15 protein-coding genes and 1 tRNA gene are annotated in these 16,181 nt (G+C 65.4%); 6 read left to right on the plus strand and 10 right to left on the minus strand.

The features are described 5' to 3' along the window. Positions 1-102: 102 nt before the first annotated feature. From LU688_RS03580 to LU688_RS03590, 3 genes are all read left to right on the plus strand, one after another. The gene (locus LU688_RS03580; protein WP_094010309.1) at positions 103-729 is read left to right on the plus strand and encodes a DNA-3-methyladenine glycosylase family protein; all 627 of its coding nucleotides are present in this window, start codon (positions 103-105) and stop codon (positions 727-729) included. A gap of 94 nt (positions 730-823) precedes the next feature. Beyond that, positions 824-1,882, plus strand: coding sequence for a bifunctional DNA-binding transcriptional regulator/O6-methylguanine-DNA methyltransferase Ada (gene ada, locus LU688_RS03585; protein WP_094010308.1), 1,059 nt, complete (start codon positions 824-826; stop codon positions 1,880-1,882). Positions 1,883-1,936: 54 nt separating this feature from the next. Next, a complete protein-coding gene (locus LU688_RS03590; protein WP_232888036.1) occupies positions 1,937-4,339 on the plus strand; it encodes a DUF3772 domain-containing protein in 2,403 nt (800 codons plus the stop codon). Positions 4,340-4,521: 182 nt separating this feature from the next. Here LU688_RS03590 and LU688_RS03595 read toward each other — a convergent pair whose 3' ends face one another. The 3 genes from LU688_RS03595 to LU688_RS03605 form a co-directional block, all read right to left on the minus strand. Further along, positions 4,522-5,952: an aldehyde dehydrogenase family protein gene (locus LU688_RS03595; RefSeq protein ID WP_094010306.1), complete on the minus strand. Its 1,431-nt coding sequence runs from the start codon at positions 5,950-5,952 to the stop codon at positions 4,522-4,524. 13 nt (positions 5,953-5,965) lie between these two features. After that, positions 5,966-7,465: a purine-cytosine permease family protein gene (locus LU688_RS03600; protein WP_094010305.1), complete on the minus strand. Its 1,500-nt coding sequence runs from the start codon at positions 7,463-7,465 to the stop codon at positions 5,966-5,968. Between the two features lie 87 nt (positions 7,466-7,552). After that, the gene (locus tag LU688_RS03605) at positions 7,553-7,942 is read right to left on the minus strand and encodes a YybH family protein (protein ID WP_094010304.1); all 390 of its coding nucleotides are present in this window, start codon (positions 7,940-7,942) and stop codon (positions 7,553-7,555) included. Positions 7,943-8,396: 454 nt separating this feature from the next. Between LU688_RS03605 and LU688_RS03610 the strand changes: the two genes are divergently transcribed. The 3 genes from LU688_RS03610 to LU688_RS03620 all read left to right on the plus strand — a co-directional run bounded on the left by LU688_RS03610 (position 8,397) and on the right by LU688_RS03620 (position 10,784). After that, positions 8,397-9,086: a hydrolase gene (locus LU688_RS03610; protein WP_094010303.1), complete on the plus strand. Its 690-nt coding sequence runs from the start codon at positions 8,397-8,399 to the stop codon at positions 9,084-9,086. A 36-nt stretch (positions 9,087-9,122) separates the two neighbouring features. Further along, a complete protein-coding gene (gene ycaC / locus LU688_RS03615; protein ID WP_023632674.1) occupies positions 9,123-9,743 on the plus strand; it encodes an isochorismate family cysteine hydrolase YcaC in 621 nt (206 codons plus the stop codon). A gap of 114 nt (positions 9,744-9,857) precedes the next feature. Continuing rightward, positions 9,858-10,784 (plus strand): LysR substrate-binding domain-containing protein, encoded by a 927-nt coding sequence (locus LU688_RS03620; protein WP_094010302.1) that lies wholly within the window; start codon positions 9,858-9,860, stop codon positions 10,782-10,784. Here LU688_RS03620 and LU688_RS03625 read toward each other — a convergent pair. From LU688_RS03625 to LU688_RS03655, 7 genes are all read right to left on the minus strand, one after another. After that, positions 10,762-11,931: an MFS transporter gene (locus LU688_RS03625; protein ID WP_160290871.1), complete on the minus strand. Its 1,170-nt coding sequence runs from the start codon at positions 11,929-11,931 to the stop codon at positions 10,762-10,764. The genes LU688_RS03620 and LU688_RS03625 overlap by 23 nt on opposite strands. Before the next feature lie 177 nt (positions 11,932-12,108). Further along, entirely contained in the window at positions 12,109-12,405 is a 297-nt protein-coding gene (locus tag LU688_RS03630) for a cupin domain-containing protein (protein WP_023629553.1), read from the minus strand. 202 nt (positions 12,406-12,607) lie between these two features. Further along, positions 12,608-13,708, minus strand: coding sequence for a redox-regulated ATPase YchF (gene ychF, locus LU688_RS03635; RefSeq protein WP_023629554.1), 1,101 nt, complete (start codon positions 13,706-13,708; stop codon positions 12,608-12,610). A gap of 23 nt (positions 13,709-13,731) precedes the next feature. Beyond that, positions 13,732-14,316 (minus strand): aminoacyl-tRNA hydrolase, encoded by a 585-nt coding sequence (gene pth, locus LU688_RS03640; RefSeq protein ID WP_023629555.1) that lies wholly within the window; start codon positions 14,314-14,316, stop codon positions 13,732-13,734. 79 nt (positions 14,317-14,395) lie between these two features. Beyond that, positions 14,396-14,992 carry a 50S ribosomal protein L25/general stress protein Ctc gene (locus tag LU688_RS03645; RefSeq protein ID WP_011532196.1) on the minus strand — a complete coding sequence of 199 codons (597 nt, stop codon included), beginning with the start codon at positions 14,990-14,992 and terminating at the stop codon, positions 14,396-14,398. 118 nt (positions 14,993-15,110) lie between these two features. Further along, positions 15,111-16,052 (minus strand): ribose-phosphate pyrophosphokinase, encoded by a 942-nt coding sequence (locus tag LU688_RS03650; RefSeq protein WP_016391678.1) that lies wholly within the window; start codon positions 16,050-16,052, stop codon positions 15,111-15,113. Positions 16,053-16,097: 45 nt separating this feature from the next. Continuing rightward, positions 16,098-16,172, minus strand: a tRNA-Gln gene (locus tag LU688_RS03655). Positions 16,173-16,181: the final 9 nt, after the last annotated feature.

Raw genomic sequence — 16,181 nt, forward strand, 5'->3', positions numbered from 1 at the left:
GGCGGATCAATGGTATGCCAGCGATTAGATGCGCAAGATTGAGCGTTTCACCGATGAACGGTTGGGCTAGGCTGGGAGGCTGTGTCCATGGGAACGCCAACAATGATCCTTGCAGACCTTTCCCCGCAGGCCTTTGAGGCTGCCGCTGCCTGGCTGGCCGAGCAGGATGCGGACTGGGCGCGGCATATTGCCGCCGTGGGGCCCTGCCTGCATCGGGCGACCCCCGGTCGTGAGCCCTACGAGGCGCTGGTGCGGGCCATTGCCTACCAGCAGTTGCATGCGCGGGCGGCCGAGGCGATCCTCGGGCGGTTGCTGGCGTTGTTCCCGGATGGAGCGTTTCCCTCGCCCAGACAGTTGCTGGCGGTGACGCCGGAGGCGATGCGCGCCTGTGGGCTCTCCGCTAGCAAGATCGCCACGGTTCACGGGATCGCCCAGGCGCGTGTGGAGGGTGTGGTGCCCAGCCGGGAAGAGGCGCTGCATATGTCGGATGCCGCACTGGTCGAACGCCTGGTGGCGCTGCGAGGAGTCGGGCGTTGGACGGTGGAGATGCTGTTGATCTATAGCCTGGAGCGATCGGATATCCTGCCGGTGGATGATTTTGGCGTGCGTGAGGGGTATCGACGCATGAAGGGCCTGGACAAGGCGCCGACGCCCGCGCAAATGCGGGTATTGGGCGGGGCGTGGAGCCCCTATCGCACCGTGGCGGCCTGGTACCTGTGGCGGGCTTGACCCGTGATTGGCCCGTTAAAGATAACGCAAGATTCGGAGTGTTCACTTTCGGCCAAGCCGTCAAGCTCAGCGCATCGAACCAAGGAGAGGCGCCATGACCCCCGCCCCGACCACCTACACCACCGACGCTGAACGCTGGCACGCCGTGCAGTCCCGCGACACCGCCGCGACCGGCCACTTTGTCTACGCCGTGCGCACCACCGGCGTCTACTGCCAGCCCGCCTGCAAGTCGCGCCTGGCCAAGCGCGAAAATGTCGAGTTCTTTGCCGACCCCGGCCAGGCCGAGGCAGCTGGCTACCGCGCCTGCAAACGCTGCAAGGCCGGGCAGGGCAGCCGGCGCACTGACCTGGTGGCCCGCGCCTGCCGCCTGATCGAGGCCCGTGAAACCGCGCCCAACCTCGACCAGCTCGGCAGCGAGCTGAACGTCAGCCCCTTCCATCTGCATCGCCTGTTCAAGGCCGAGACCGGCCTGACCCCCAAGGCCTACGCCTCGGCCTTCCGCGCCCAACGTCTGCGCCAGCGCCTGGATGCCGCCGACAGCGTCACCGAGGCCATCTACGACGCGGGCTACAACTCCAACAGCCGGTTCTACGAGAGCGCCGCCGAGCGGCTGGGCATGCGCCCGCGGGAGTACCGTGCCGGCGGCCAGGGTGCCACCATCCATTTTGCCGTGGCCCAGTGCTCGCTGGGGGCGATCCTGGTGGCCCAGAGCGAGCGGGGCATCTGCGCGATCCTGCTGGGTGACGAGCCCGAGCCCTTGCTCAAGGACCTGCAGGACAAGTTCCCCAAGGCCCGGCTGATCGGCGGCGATGACGCCTTCGAGCGGCTGGTGGCCGAGGTGATCGGCTTTGTCGAGGCGCCGGCGCTGGGCCTGGCGTTACCCCTGGATGTGCAGGGCACGGCGTTCCAGGAGCGGGTCTGGCAGGCGCTGCGCGAGGTGCCGCCCGGGACCACGGTCAGCTACACCGACATCGCCGAGCGCATCGGCGCGCCCAAGGCCGTGCGGGCGGTGGCCCAGGCCTGCGCGGCCAACGCGATCGCCGTGGCCATTCCCTGTCACCGGGTGGTGCGCCGTGACGGTGACCTCAGTGGCTACCGCTGGGGCATCGAGCGCAAGCGTCAGTTGCTGGACCGAGAGACGGCACTCTCCTGAGCGCGCGGACCGAGTAGAATTCACGCCCTGTCGAGTTGCGTAGAGGAACATTCGATGAGGCGTGTCAGCCTTGACCGATTCTATGCGGGGATTTTCGCCCTGCTGTTGTGCCTGGCCGTCCCGGCCTGGGCTGCCCCGGCCACGCCGGCATCGCGCCTGGCCGTGGCCGAGCAGCAGGTGCTGGACGAGAACGCCAGCCTGGAAGAGTTGAGCGAACGCCTCGACCAGATCCGCCAGGGCGTCACCAGCAACGCCAACGATGACCTACTCGCGCAGTTGCGCCAGTCGGCCCTGCAGGTGCAGCGCCAGGCCGATGCGCTGGCCACCCAGCGCACCGCCGACGTGCAGCGCCTGGACGACCAGCTCAACGTGCTCGGCCCGCCCATGGCCGAAGAGGCCGAGAGCCTGACGCGGCAGCGCAAGCAGCTCACTGACGAAAAGAACAAGGTGGTCGCTGAGCAGAAAGACGCCACCACGTTGACCCAGTCGGCCCGTGACCTGTCCACGCAGATCGTCAACCTGCGCCGCAGCCTGTTCAACTCGCAGATCACCAGCCGCGCCGCCAGCCCGTTGAGCCCGGCGTTCTGGTCGAGCCTGATCCGCCCCACCGACGACGACGTGGCGCGCCTGCGCGACCTGCGCGACGAAGTCTCGGACGCCATGGCCAGCGCCCTCAGCGCCGAAAACCGCTGGTTGTTCATCACCGCGCTGGTGGCGGCGGTGCTGGTCTGGACCCTGGTACGGCGGCTGCTGGAGCGCCTGCTGGCCGATGCGATGATCCGCTGGCTACCCGAAGGCCGTCTGCGCCGCAGCGCCCTGGCCCTGAGCGTGAGCCTGGCCACTCTGGGCACCATCTCCGGCTCGGTGTCGCTGCTGCGTTGGGGCCTGGAGAGCAGCGCCGACCTGGGTACCGACGTCGCCAGCCTGACCAACCATATCCTGGCGCTGGTGATCTTCAGTGCCTTCATCTCCGGCCTGGGCCGCGCCATGCTGTTGCTGCAGCGCCCGTCCTGGCGCCTGCCACCGATCCCTGACGAAGTGGCCAGCGCGCTGGGCTGGTTCCCCAAAGTCCTGGCCCTGGCACTGATGGTGCTGCTGACCCAGGAGCGCATCAACAGCGTGATCGGTGCCAGCCTGGCGCTGACGTTGGCCACCAACGGCGTGACCACGCTGGTGGTCTCGCTGCTGTTCGTCGTGGCCCTGCTGCGCTACCGTCGTGCCCGTCGTCAGCATGGCCTGGAGCGTCCCAAAGGCCTGGCCGGACTGATCCCGTTTGTAATCGTGGTGTGGGTGGTGGCGATCCTGCTGCCCCTGCTCGCCGGCTATCTGACACTTGCCTATTTCCTCACCGGCAAGCTGTTGTGGATCAGCGTGGTGGTGACCTGCGCCTACCTGCTGGTGACCGTGTTCGGCGACCTGTGCGAAACCCTGCTGTCGCCGCGTCAGCCTGGTGGCCTGGCGCTGGCCTCGGCGCTGGGCCTGCAGCAACGCCACCAGGCCCAGGCCAGCACGGTGCTGGCGGGAATCGGCCGCACACTGCTGCTGTTTGCCGCCGCGTTGCTGATATTCATGCCTTCGGGCACCAGCCCCGGCGAGCTGCTGCTGAGCCTGGCGGACTGGGACGGCACCGGTGGCAAGGTGCTGGGCAACCTGAACATCGTGCCCCAGGACATCTTCCTGGCCGTGGCGATCTTCCTCGGTGGCTGGTTCGCCATTCGCGTGGTCAAGCGCTGGCTGAGCGAACGCCTGCTTCCGGAAACCGACATGGACGCCGGCATGCGCGCCTCGCTGGTGACCCTGGTCGGCTACCTGGGCTTCCTGTTCCTGGCCATGCTGGTGATGTCCACCTTGCACATCAACCTGACCAGCCTGACATGGGTAGTCAGTGCGCTGTCGGTGGGTATCGGTTTCGGCCTGCAGCAGATCGTGCAGAACTTCATCTCCGGCCTGATCCTGCTCACCGAGCGCCCGGTGAAGGTGGGTGACTGGGTGAGCCTGGCGGGTGTCGAGGGTGATATTCGCCGGATCAACGTGCGCGCCACGGAAATCCAGATGTCTGACCGCTCGACGGTGATCGTGCCCAATTCGCAGTTCATCTCGCAGAACGTACGCAACGTGACCATGGCCAATGCCCTGGGGGTGGTGGGCATCACCCTGACGCTGCCGCTGGAGACCGACCCTGCGAAAGTGCGCGAGGTGTTGCTGGCGGCGTACAAGGAGCACGAGTCGATCCTCGACGCGCCGGCCACCTCGGTTACCTTCAAGGACCTGACCAGCAGTGGCATGGTCATCGGGGTAAGCGGCTATGTCGCTTCGCCTCGACAGGTATCGGGCACGCGCAGCGACCTGCTATTCACCATTCTCGGGCGCTTGCGCGAAGAGGGCATCGCCCTGTCGTCGCCGGCGAGCATGGTGCTGGTGCAGGAGAACGGGCGCCAGGCCGACGAACCGGCATAAGGCCAATCGCGGGGCCAGCCCGCTCCCACTGGTTGCACATGTCGGCGTGGGAGCGGGCTTGCCCCGCGATGGGGTTTGAATGCGATTGCGTGAAGGCTGGCAGGTGTTCGCCGATAGGCGTTGAAAAAACTCGCCGAACACCTGCCTGCCTCCCCGTTTTTTAAAAAGGGACGCCTAAAAAATCACCCCAAGCACCGCGTCACATGCTTCACCGACTGATACCCCGAAAGCCCCCAAGGCCCGAGCTCACGCCCGATCCCGCTACCCTTGGTCCCGCCCCACGAGGTTTCGACGAATACCGCCTGCACCGAGTTGATCCACACATGCCCCACCTCCAGCGCATCGGCCACGCGCTCGGCGCGTTCCAGGTCGGCGGAGCACACGGTGGCGACCAAGCCGAAGCGGCTGTCGTTGGCTTGGGCGATGGCCTCGGCCTCGCTGCCGAAGCGCCGCGCGCACAGCACCGGGCCGAAGATTTCTTCGCCCCACAGGCGACTGCTTACCGGTACATCCACATACAACGTCGGGCTGACGAACCAGCCGTCGCGGTCCAGCGCGGTGCCGCCGGCCAGGCACTTCAGGCCCTCTTCGCGGGCGGTGGCGAAATAGCCGGCGACCTTGAGCCACTGCGCTTGGCTGGTCAGCGGCCCCATGTCCACTTCTTCAGTGAGCGGGTTGCCCACGCGCAACGCCACCAGCGCCGCCTGCAAGCGCGGCAGCAGGGCATCGGCGATGCCCTCCTGCACCAGCAGGCGCGAGGTGGCCGAGCACATCTGCCCGGCGTTCCAGGTAATACCGGCGACGATCCACTCCACCGCCTGGTCGACATCGCAATCGTCGAACACCACGATGGCCGACTTGCCGCCCAGCTCCAGCGTTATCGGCCGGCACTGGGCCGCGGCGGCGCGCATCACTTGGCTGCCGACGCCGTTGCTGCCGGTGAACGATAGCTTGTCCAGGCCGTTGTGGCCGCTCAGCGCAGCGCCGGTCTCGGCCTTGCCGCCCACGATGTTCAGCACGCCGGCCGGCAGGCCCAGCACCTCGGCGATCTGGCCGTAGGCCTGCTCGATCAACGGGGTGATTTCGGAGGGCTTGAGCACCACGGTGCAGCCGGCCGCGAGGGCCGGGGCGAGCTTCCAGGCGCTGGTCACCAGCGGGAAGTTCCACGGCACGATAAGACCGACCACGCCCACCGGCTCAAGGCGAGTGCGGGCGGTGAAGCCCGGCGCGGCCAGGGGCACGTCACGGTTTTTCGCCGGTAACTGCTCGGCCAGGTCTGCGTAGTAGGCGAAGGTTGCACTGGCGTCGTCGAGGTCGATCTCGGCCTCATGGCGAGGCTTGCCGTTGTTGCGCATCTGCAACGCGATCAGTTCGTCGCGGCGCTGGCCCAGCTGTTCGGCGAAACCGCGTAGGTAGGTGGCACGCTCGGTGGCGCTGACCGTCTTCCAAGGCGCCAGGGCACGGCGCGCGGCGGCCACGGCCTGGTCGACCTGGGCGCTGCTGGCGGCCATCAGTTCGGCGAACGGCTGGCCGTCGGACGGGTTGTGGACAACGATGCAGTCGCTGCCCTGGCCTTCGACCCAGCGGCCGTCGATGTAGTGAGGTGTGGTCATGGTCGGATTCCAGTCAGGCCATTTCGGCAGTGGTCACAGGCTTTACCGGCGTGCTTTTGCAGCGCACCCAGCGCGGGCCACGGGGGCCATACACGCCAGCAGGTTCAGGGAACAGGTTGAGCAGGATCAGGTACAGCACGGCGGCGATGCCGAGGGTCGCCGGCAGGCTCAGGTCGATGCCGCCGGCGAGCTCGCCCAGCGGGCCGACGAACTGTCCGGGCAGGTTCACGAAGCACAGGCCAACCACCGCGCTGGGGATCCACGCGCCCATGCCGCGCCAGTTCCAGCCGTGCTCGAACCAGTAGTGGCCGCCTTGCTGGCCACGGGTGAACACTTGCAGGTCGTCGGCGTGGTAGAAGCCGCGGCGGGTGATCAGGCCGAGGATCATGATCACCATCCAGGGGCTTGTGCAGGTGATGATCAGCACGGCGAAGGTCGACACGCTCTGCACCAGGTTGAAGGTGAAGCGGCCGACGAAGATGAAGCCGATGGCCAGCACGCCGATCAGCAATGTGGCGGCGGCGCGGCTGAGCAGGCGCGGGAACACGCTGGACATGTCCAGGCCGGTGCCGTACAGCGCCGTGGTGCCGGTGGACATGCCGCCGATCACCGCGATCAGGCACACCGGCAGGAAGAACCAGCCCGGCGAAATTGCCAGCAGGCCGCCGACGTAGTTGTTGGCGGCGATGTAGTCTGGTGCCTGGCTGGCCACCAGGGTGGCGGTGCACAGGCCGAACAGGAACGGGATCAGCGTGGCGGCCTGGGCGAGAATCACCGCCAGCATGATGCGCGACTTGGGCGTTTGGCGCGGGATATAGCGCGACCAGTCGCCGAGGAAGGCGCCGAACGACACCGGGTTGCTCATGGCCAGGATCGCCGCGCCGACGAACGCCGCCCAGAAGCCGGCCTGGCCGAGGTAGACGCTGCCGGCGTAGCCCGCATCGAAGGGCCCGGCAAAAGCGAAGATGCCCAGCAGGAACAGCAGGCTCGAGGCCCACACCGCGATCTTGTTGACCCACAGCATGAAGCGGAAGCCGAAGATGCACACCACCAGCACCAGTATCGCGAACAGGCCGTAGGCCAGGCCCAGGGTCAGGTCGGTTTCCGGCAGGCCGACCAGGCGCTTGGCGCCGCCGACCAGGGCATCGCCGGAGCTCCATACCGACAGCGAGAAGAACGCGACGGCGGTCAGCAGTGACAGGAACGAGCCGACGATACGCCCGTGCACACCGAAGTGCGCGCCGGACGACACCGCGTTGTTGGTGCCGTTGAGCGCGCCGAACAGGCCCATCGGCGCGAGGATCAGCGCGCCCACGCCGACGCCGAGCAGGATCGCCCAGACCCCGGCCTGGAACGAGAGCCCGAACAGCACCGGGAAGCTGCCCAGCACGGCGGTGGCGAAGGTGTTGGCACCGCCGAAGATCAGGCGGAACAGGTCCAGCGGGGCGGCGTCGCGTTGATCGTCGGGGATCTGTTCGACGCCATTGGTCTCGATACCGGTCGAGTGGCTCATGGTGATGCTCCAGCGCGAATGTTGTCGGCCGTCGGGCGGCCTTGTTGTGGGTGCGATGGCAGTGCGGCAGGGCCGCTTGAAAGAGGATCAGGCCGGCGAGACGACCGACAGGTGCTCGTGACAGGCCAGCCAGCGGTCGCCGTGCAGGCGGAAGACGATGGTCTCGCGTTCATTCAGGTCGAGGGTCTCGCCGGCGACGTTCAGGCGTGTGGTCACGTCGTGCATGAAGATCGCCACCTCGCCCTGCAGGCTCACCTGGGCATTGCTTGACTCGCAGCCGAGCACAGCGAAACCGTCCGCCTGCCAGCTGGCCCAGAGTTCTTCATAGGCACGGCGCGACAGCAGCGGTTGCGGCACGGTGTGGAAGAGGAAGGTGGCGTCTTCGCTGAAGCAGGCGAAGTAGCGGGCGGTGTCGTTGTTGGCGAAGGCGGCGACGAGGTCGGCGGCGGCCTGCCGTACCTGGAGTGTCTGGTCCACGGGAGTGGCCTCACGGTTTATTGTGATTGTTGGTGAAGCGATTCTGGTGGGGGCCGGCGGGTGGAAGAATCGCTGTGGTCAAATAATCAGTTCAGGAAATCGTGAACCAATGGACTGACCGACCAAGTAACCGACCAAGTTATCGACCGAGTAGCGCTGCTGAAAATTACCGATCCATCGGATCGGTGATTGGGGCAGGCGTTTCATCATCGTTCCCCCAGCGCAACTCTGAGGGTTCACCCATGGGCCTACCGGCCCGCAACTCTCCTCTCTACCGTTAGGCCTGTCGCCCGCCTGGCCACAGGCCGCACGGGCATATTCCACGGCCCGCCGACTGACGGTCGCTTCGTTCAGCCTGCGTTGCCTACTCTCATAGTCCCCACTGTGGATGTGTGGGGCGCGGCCCGACCGCAGCGGCCAGGATGGCCAGTTCTCACACCAAGAGGAGAGAACGATGAGCAATTTCTCGCAAGCCGCCAACTTCGAAGGCCAGGTGCCATGCATCGACCCCGACAACGTCGCGATGCTGCTGATCGACCACCAGAGCGGCCTGTTCCAGACGGTCAAGGACATGCCCATGACCGAGCTGCGGGCCAATGCCATCACCCTGGCCAAGGTCGCCAGCCTGGCGAAGATCCCGGTCATCACCACCGCCTCGGTACCCCAGGGCCCCAACGGCCCGTTGATCCCGGAAATCCACGAGGCTGCGCCACACGCGCAATACGTGGCCCGCAAAGGTGAGATCAACGCCTGGGACAACCCCGAGTTCGTCGCTGCGGTGAAGGCCACCGGGCGCAAGCAACTGATCATCGCCGGCACCATCACCAGCGTGTGCATGGCCTTTCCCAGCATCAGCGCGGTGGCCGCCGGCTACCAGGTGTTCGCTGTCATCGACGCGTCAGGCACCTACTCCAAGATGGCCCAGGAAGTGACCTTGGCGCGGGTGGTCCAGGCCGGCGTGGTGCCAATGGACACCGCCGCCGTCTGCTCCGAGGTGCAGCGCACCTGGAACCGTCCGGATGCCGCGCAGTGGGCCGAGGCCTACAGCGCTGTATTCCCGCACTATCAACTGCTGATCGAGAGCTACGCCAAGGCCCAGGCCGTCGTCACCGGCCATGAGCAACTGGACTCGCAACGCAACTGAACCTGGCTGTTTCCCATCCAAGCAAGGAGATCCACCATGGCATTCCAATACAAGCGTCTGGACAAGAACAACGCCGCGGTACTGCTGGTCGATCATCAGACCGGGCTGCTGTCGCTGGTGCGCGACATCGACCCGGACCGGTTCAAGAACAACGTGCTGGCGCTGGCCGACCTGGCCAAGTACTTCAAGCTGCCGACCATCCTCACCACCAGCTTCGAGACCGGCCCCAACGGCCCGCTGGTGCCCGAGCTCAAGGAGCAGTTCCCCGAGGCGCCCTACGTCGCCCGCCCCGGCAACATCAACGCCTGGGACAACGAGGACTTCGTCAAGGCGGTGAAGGCCACCGGCAAGAAGCAGCTGATCATCGCCGGCGTGGTCACCGAGGTGTGCGTGGCCTTCCCGGCGCTGTCGGCGCTGGAGGAGGGCTTCGAGGTGTTCGTGGTCACCGACGCTTCCGGCACCTTCAATGAATTGACCCGCGACTCGGCTTGGCGCCGCATGGAAGCCGCCGGTGCCCAGCTGATGACCTGGTTCGGCGTGGCCTGCGAGCTGCACCGTGACTGGCGCAACGACATCGAAGGGTTGGGCACGCTGTTCTCCAACCACATCCCCGACTACCGCAACCTGATGACCAGCTACAGCAAGCTGGCCAAGTGACCGCCAACCCGGGCCCCGTTGCCGGGGCCCGGGCCTGGTGACGCCCACGGCCCCTGTGACGATCCCTGTAGAATGGCGGATGATGCAGCGGTGAGCCGTGGACGAGTGTTGCCGATGTTCGACCTGAACGACCTTTATCTCTATGCCAAGGTGGTGGAGCACGGCGGCTTCGCGCCCGCCGGGCGCATCCTTGGCCTGCCCAAGTCACGCCTCAGCCGGCGCGTGGCCAAGCTCGAGGAGCGCCTGGGCGTGCGCCTGATCCAGCGCTCCACGCGGCAGTTCCAGGTTACCGAGGTGGGCCTGGAGTATTACCGCCATTGCCTGGGCATGCTCGAGCAGGCCGTCGCCGCCGAGGATGCCGTCGAGCGCAACCGCGCCGAGCCCCGTGGCATCGTGCGCCTGGCCAGCAGCACCGCGCTGCTCGACTCGCGTCTGGCGCCGATGCTGGCGCGCTTCATGGCGCAATGCCCGGTGGTCGAGTTGTTGGTCAAGAGCTACAACCGCCGGGTGGATGTGATCGGCGAGGGCTTTGACCTGGTGCTGAGCGTGCAGCACCAGCCACTGGAAAGCAGCGAGCTGGTGATGCGTCGCCTGGCCCCGAGCCGTCAGTGCCTGGTGGTTGCGCCGGGCCTGCTGGCCGAACACGGGCGGCCCGTGTCACCGGAAGGGCTCCAGGTCCTGCCGAGCCTGAACTGGGGCGCCAATGTGCAGGACGCCACCTGGATGCTGATCGGGCCTGCGGGCGCCGAGGCTGCCGTGCGCCATCGCCCTCGTGTGGTGTCGGACGACCTCACGGTACTGCGCGAGGCCGCCCTGGCCGGTGTGGGCGCGGTGCTGTTGCCCGAGGAGGCGGTGCGTGCCGACCTGGCTGACGGGCGGCTGGTGCATGTCCTCGACGATTGGGCTCCACGGGAAGGGGAGGTGGTGGCGCTGTTCCCTTCCCGGCGCGGGTTGATGCCCGCGGTGCGCAAGCTGATCGACTACCTGGCCGACGCCTTCGAGCAGGAGCAGCAGACCGCTACGCCGGTTCGCGCTTGCTGAAAACTGGCTCGGCAGGAGGGCGGGCCGACCAGAATGCCAGGCCCGCCGCCAAGGCGGTCAGCGCGGCGCCGGCCCAGGGGGTGGCCGCCAGCGTCGCCCCGGTGATCACCACGCCGCCGATGGCCGAACCCAGCCCGACACCGAGGTGCATGGCCGACATGTTCAGGCTCATGCCAGCCGGGAAGGTATCCGGGCCACGGGTCGCCAGGTAGCTCTGCACCACCGGTGAGGTGGTCCAGCTCAGCCCACCCCAGAGCATCATGGTCGCCAGGAACCACCATGGCGTGCCCACGCTCAAGGGCAGTACCAGCAAGCTGGCGAGATAGAGCAGCGGCGCCAGCGCGATGGAGCGGCCTGCGCCGAGTCGGTCCGCCATCCAGCCGCCGACATAGCCGCCCGAAACACCGGCGATGCCGAAGGCGGCGAACACTGCCGCCAGCCATTGCAGCGGAATGTCGGCGACCTGGTGGGCATAGGGGGCCAGGTAGGCGAAGACCGTGAAGTGCCCGGCAATCATCAGCAACGACACGCCCTGGGCTGCCATCAGGTGGCTGTCGCGCAGATGGCGGACATAGCTGCGCAGGGCGATGCGTTCGCTGCTCTGCAGCTGCGGCAACCCTTGCCAGGCCATCAGCAGTACCGCCATTGCCAGCACGCTCAGCCCGGTGAAGACGCCACGCCAGCCCAGCACGTCGCACAGCAGCATCCCAGCCGGCACCCCCAGCACCAGTGAGCTGCAGATGCCCATGAAGATCACCCCGATGGCGCGGCCACGCTGGGCCTCGGGCACCATGCGCGTGGCCATCAGAGTGCAGGTCAGGCAGGTCAGGGCGCTGGTCGCGGCCATGCCTATGCGCGCCACCAGCAACGCGGTATAGCCAGGCGCCAGGGCTGCTGCAAGGTTGCACAGGGCAAAGATCGCCAGGGTGGCGCACAGCAGGCGGCGCAAGGGCAGGCGTGTGGTCAGCAGGGGAGAGAAGGGCGCGGCGAGGGCGAAGCTCAGGGAGAACACCGTGGTCAGCTGCCCGGCAATACCGAGCGGGACTTGCAGGCCATCGGCCAGGGCCGGCAGGATGCCGACCGTGATGTTTTCTGCCATGCCCGTGACGAACGTCGCCAGGGCCAGCAGCCAGATACGCGGGCTCATTGTGTTGCCTCCGATAAACAGGCCGGCCAAGGTCCGGACCCATTTGTCCCGACGGTTGACCGGCAAGGGTCAGGTCCATCGGGTTTCGAGGCAGTGCTTCGGTTATCCCGGTTCAAGCAGGGGGAGTGTAGGGCCGCTGGGGTACACGCGCAACCTGGGCAGGCGCGCGCTTGTTCATCACTTCAGCTCGGTTTCGATGAACACCACTTCGTGATCGCTGGCATTGACCACGTTGTGCTCCACACCGGCCTTGCGAAAGTAGCTCTGGCCCGCCTCCAGAGGGGCGAGCTTCTCGCCTTCCGGGGTCTCCAGCAACAACGTGCCATCGGTCATCGGCACCACCACGTAGTCATGGCCGTGCAGGTGCCGGCCAGTCTCGGCACCTGGGGCGAAGCGCCATTCGGTGACGATCACTTCTTCGGTGTTCACCTGAACGGTGGGTACGGCTTTGGGACGTTGGGTTGTTTGCGTCATGGAAGCATGCCTGTTCACGGAAAGGCGACTAGCCTGGACCGGTGCCGAGCGACGTTAAATGCAACTCTGCTGGCAATCAGTTACGCAACTGCTCAACTTTTCCCGGCACAAATGCATCGCGGGGCAAGCCTGCTCCCACGCGTCCAGTACAGATTACGTGGGGAGCGGGCTTGCCCCGCGATGGGAGGGCGCCGGGCTGTGCTTAGACGTTGAAGCGGAAGTGCATCACGTCGCCGTCCTTGACGATGTAGTCCTTGCCTTCAAGGCGCCATTTGCCGGCTTCTTTTGCACCGCTCTCACCCTTGAACTGGATGAAGTCGTCATAGGCCACCACTTCGGCGCGGATGAAGCCTTTTTCGAAGTCGGTGTGGATAACGCCGGCCGCCTGTGGCGCGGTGGCGCCCACGCGCACGGTCCAGGCACGCACTTCCTGCACGCCGGCAGTGAAGTAGGTCTGCAGGTTGAGCAGCTCGTAGCCGGCGCGGATCACGCGGTTCAGGCCAGGCTCTTCCAGGCCCAGGGCCTCGAGGAACATGTCCTTCTCCTCACCGTCGTCGAGCTCGGCGATCTCGGCTTCGATCTTGTTGCACACCGGTACGACCACCGCGCCTTCTTCCTCGGCGATGGCCTTGACCACGTCCAGGTGCGGGTTGTTGTCGAAGCCATCTTCGGCAACGTTGGCGATGTACATCACCGGCTTGCTGGTCAGCAGGTGGAAACCGCGGATGACGGCTTTTTCGTCGTCAGCCATGTTCTTCATCAGGCTGCGTGCTGGCTTGCCTTCGGTGAAGTGCGGGATCAGTTTTTCCAGGATGGCCTTCTGTGCCAGGGCATCCTTGTCGCCGCCCTTGGCGTTGCGGGCGACCTTCTGTAGTTGCTTCTCGCAGCTGTCGAGGTCGGCGAAGATCAGTTCGAGGTCGATGATCTCGATGTCGCGCTTGGGGTCGACGCTGTTGGAAACGTGGATCACGTTCTCGTCTTCGAAGCAGCGCACCACGTGGGCGATGGCGTCGGTTTCGCGGATGTTGGCGAGGAACTTGTTGCCCAGGCCTTCACCTTTCGAGGCGCCAGCGACCAGGCCGGCGATGTCGACGAACTCCATGGTGGTCGGCAGGATGCGGTTCGGCTTGACGATCTCGGCCAGCGCGGCCAGGCGTGCGTCGGGCATCGGCACGATGCCGCTGTTCGGCTCGATGGTGCAGAAGGGGAAGTTCTCCGCCGCGATGCCGGACTTGGTCAGGGCGTTGAACAGGGTGGACTTGCCGACGTTGGGCAGGCCGACGATGCCGCAATTGAAACCCATGGGTATTCCCCTATCTAAAAGTGTCAGGCCTTCTGGCTGTGCAGTTCGCGCATCGCCTTGGCGAAGTCGCCGGCAAGCACGTCGGGCATCACGCCGAGGGCAAAATCGATGCTGGCGTCGAGCTTCTCCTGCTCGGCGCGCGGCGCGCGGCCCAGGACGAAGTTGGAGACCAGTTTGGCGTCACCCGGGTGGCCGATGCCAAGCCGCAGGCGGTGGAAGTCGTTCTGGTTGCCGAGCTGCGCGATGATGTCGCGCAGGCCGTTGTGCCCACCATGGCCGCCGCCTCTCTTGAGCTTGGCGACGCCGGGGGGCAGGTCGAGTTCGTCGTGCGCCACCAGGATAGCTTCCGGCTTGATGCGGAAGAAATTCGCCAGAGCCGCCACGGACTGGCCGCTGCGGTTCATGTAGGTGGTGGGGATCAGCAAACGAACATCGTTGCCTTGATGGCTGAACTTAGCCGTCAGGCCGAAATACTTTTTGTCAGCGGACAGCGAGACGCGCTGGGCGCTGGCGAGGCGTTCAACGAAAAGAGCCCCTGCGTTATGCCGGGTCTGTTCGTATTCGGGGCCGGGGTTACCCAGGCCGACGATCAACTGGATGGCGGTCACGTCAGGGGCTCTTCCTTGGAGTTGGTGGGTTACGGTGCGCGCGGCACTGTAACCCGATCAACGCCGGCGTGCGAGTGGATTACTCGGCAGCGCCTTCAGCAGCTTCAGCGGCAACGCGCGGGGCGTGGACGTTGGCAACAGCTTTGTCATCACCGTGGGCCAGAGCGACGAACTCTACGCCTTTCGGAGCTTTCAGGTCCGACAGGTGGATGATGGTGCCGACTTCGGCCTTGGACAGGTCGACTTCGATGAACTCAGGCAGGTCTTTGGCTTCGCAGGAAACTTCGATCTCGGAAACGACGTGGGAGATCTCGCCGCCTTTCTTGATCGGGGCTTCTTCGCCGACGAAGTGAACCGGAACCTTGGCGGTCAGCTTCTGGCCAGCAACGACGCGAACGAAGTCGGCGTGCATGATGAAGCCTTTGGCCGGGTGACGCTGCATGGCCTTGACCACGACGTTCTGCTTGGCGCCATCGACGTTCAGTTCGATAACGTGGCTGAAGGCAGCTTCGTTTTCGAACAGCTTGGCGATTTCCTTGGCCACGATGGTCAGGGACTGGGCTTCTTTATCGCCACCGTAGACAACGGCAGGGATGTTGGCGGAGTGACGCAGGCGGCGGCTCGCACCTTTCCCCAGGTCAGTACGCGCTTGGGCGTTCAGGATGAAATCAGTCATTTTGCTTCTCCAAAATAGCCCCCCGAGGGCGTTTGCGACCAGCGCCAACGGGGATGGCAAAAAAGCCCCGCCCCAACGAAAGCTGGGGCGGGGCGCTTCATATCAACACGTGTTCCGCTTAGCGGAACATCGCGCTGATCGATTCTTCGTTGCTGATGCGGCGTACCGCTTCAGCGACAACCGGTGCGATATCCAGCTGGCGGATACGGTCACAGGCTTGAGCCGCGGCGGACAGCGGAACGGTGTTGGTCACCACCAGCTCGTCCAGTACCGACTTCTCGATGTTCTCGATCGCGCGGCCCGACAGGACAGGGTGCGTGCAGTAGGCGTAAACCTTGGCAGCACCGTGTTCTTTCAGGGCCTTGGCCGCGTGGCACAGGGTGCCGGCGGTGTCGACCATGTCGTCTACCAGGATGCAGGTGCGTCCTTCGACGTCGCCGATGATGTGCATAACCTCGGAGTGGTTAGCCTTTTCGCGGCGCTTGTCGATGATCCCGAGATCGACGCCCAGGGACTTGGCGACGGCGCGAGCACGCACCACGCCACCGATGTCTGGGGAAACGATCATCAGGTTCTCGAAACGCTGGTCTTCGATGTCGTCGACCAGTACGGGCGAGCCGTAGATGTTGTCGACGGGGATATCGAAGAAACCCTGGATTTGGTCAGCGTGCAGGTCGACGGTGAGTACACGGTCGATACCTACGACAGTGAGCATGTCAGCGACGACTTTGGCGCTGATGGCTACACGTGCCGAACGCGGACGGCGGTCCTGGCGGGCGTATCCGAAGTAAGGAATCACGGCGGTGATTCGCGACGCTGAGGAGCGGCGGAAGGCGTCGGCCATCACTACCAGTTCCATCAGATTGTCGTTGGTTGGGGCACAGGTGGGCTGAATGATGAAGACGTCTTTACCGCGGACATTTTCGTTGATTTCAGCACTGATTTCGCCGTCGGAGAACTTACCGACAGAAACATCACCCAGTGGAATATGCAGCTGACGTACGACACGCCGAGCCAGATCGGGGTTAGCATTCCCCGTGAAGACCATCATCTTGGACACGCGCAGTACCTGAAGGCTGAGGGTAACCTGGATGAGTATAAGAAATGGCAGGGGCGGCTGGATTCGAACCAACGCATGGCAGGATCAAAACCTGCTGCCTTACCGCTTGGCGACGCCCCTGTATCTGTT

The organism is Pseudomonas soli (assembly GCF_021283165.2).
GTDB lineage: Bacteria > Pseudomonadota > Gammaproteobacteria > Pseudomonadales > Pseudomonadaceae > Aquipseudomonas > Aquipseudomonas soli.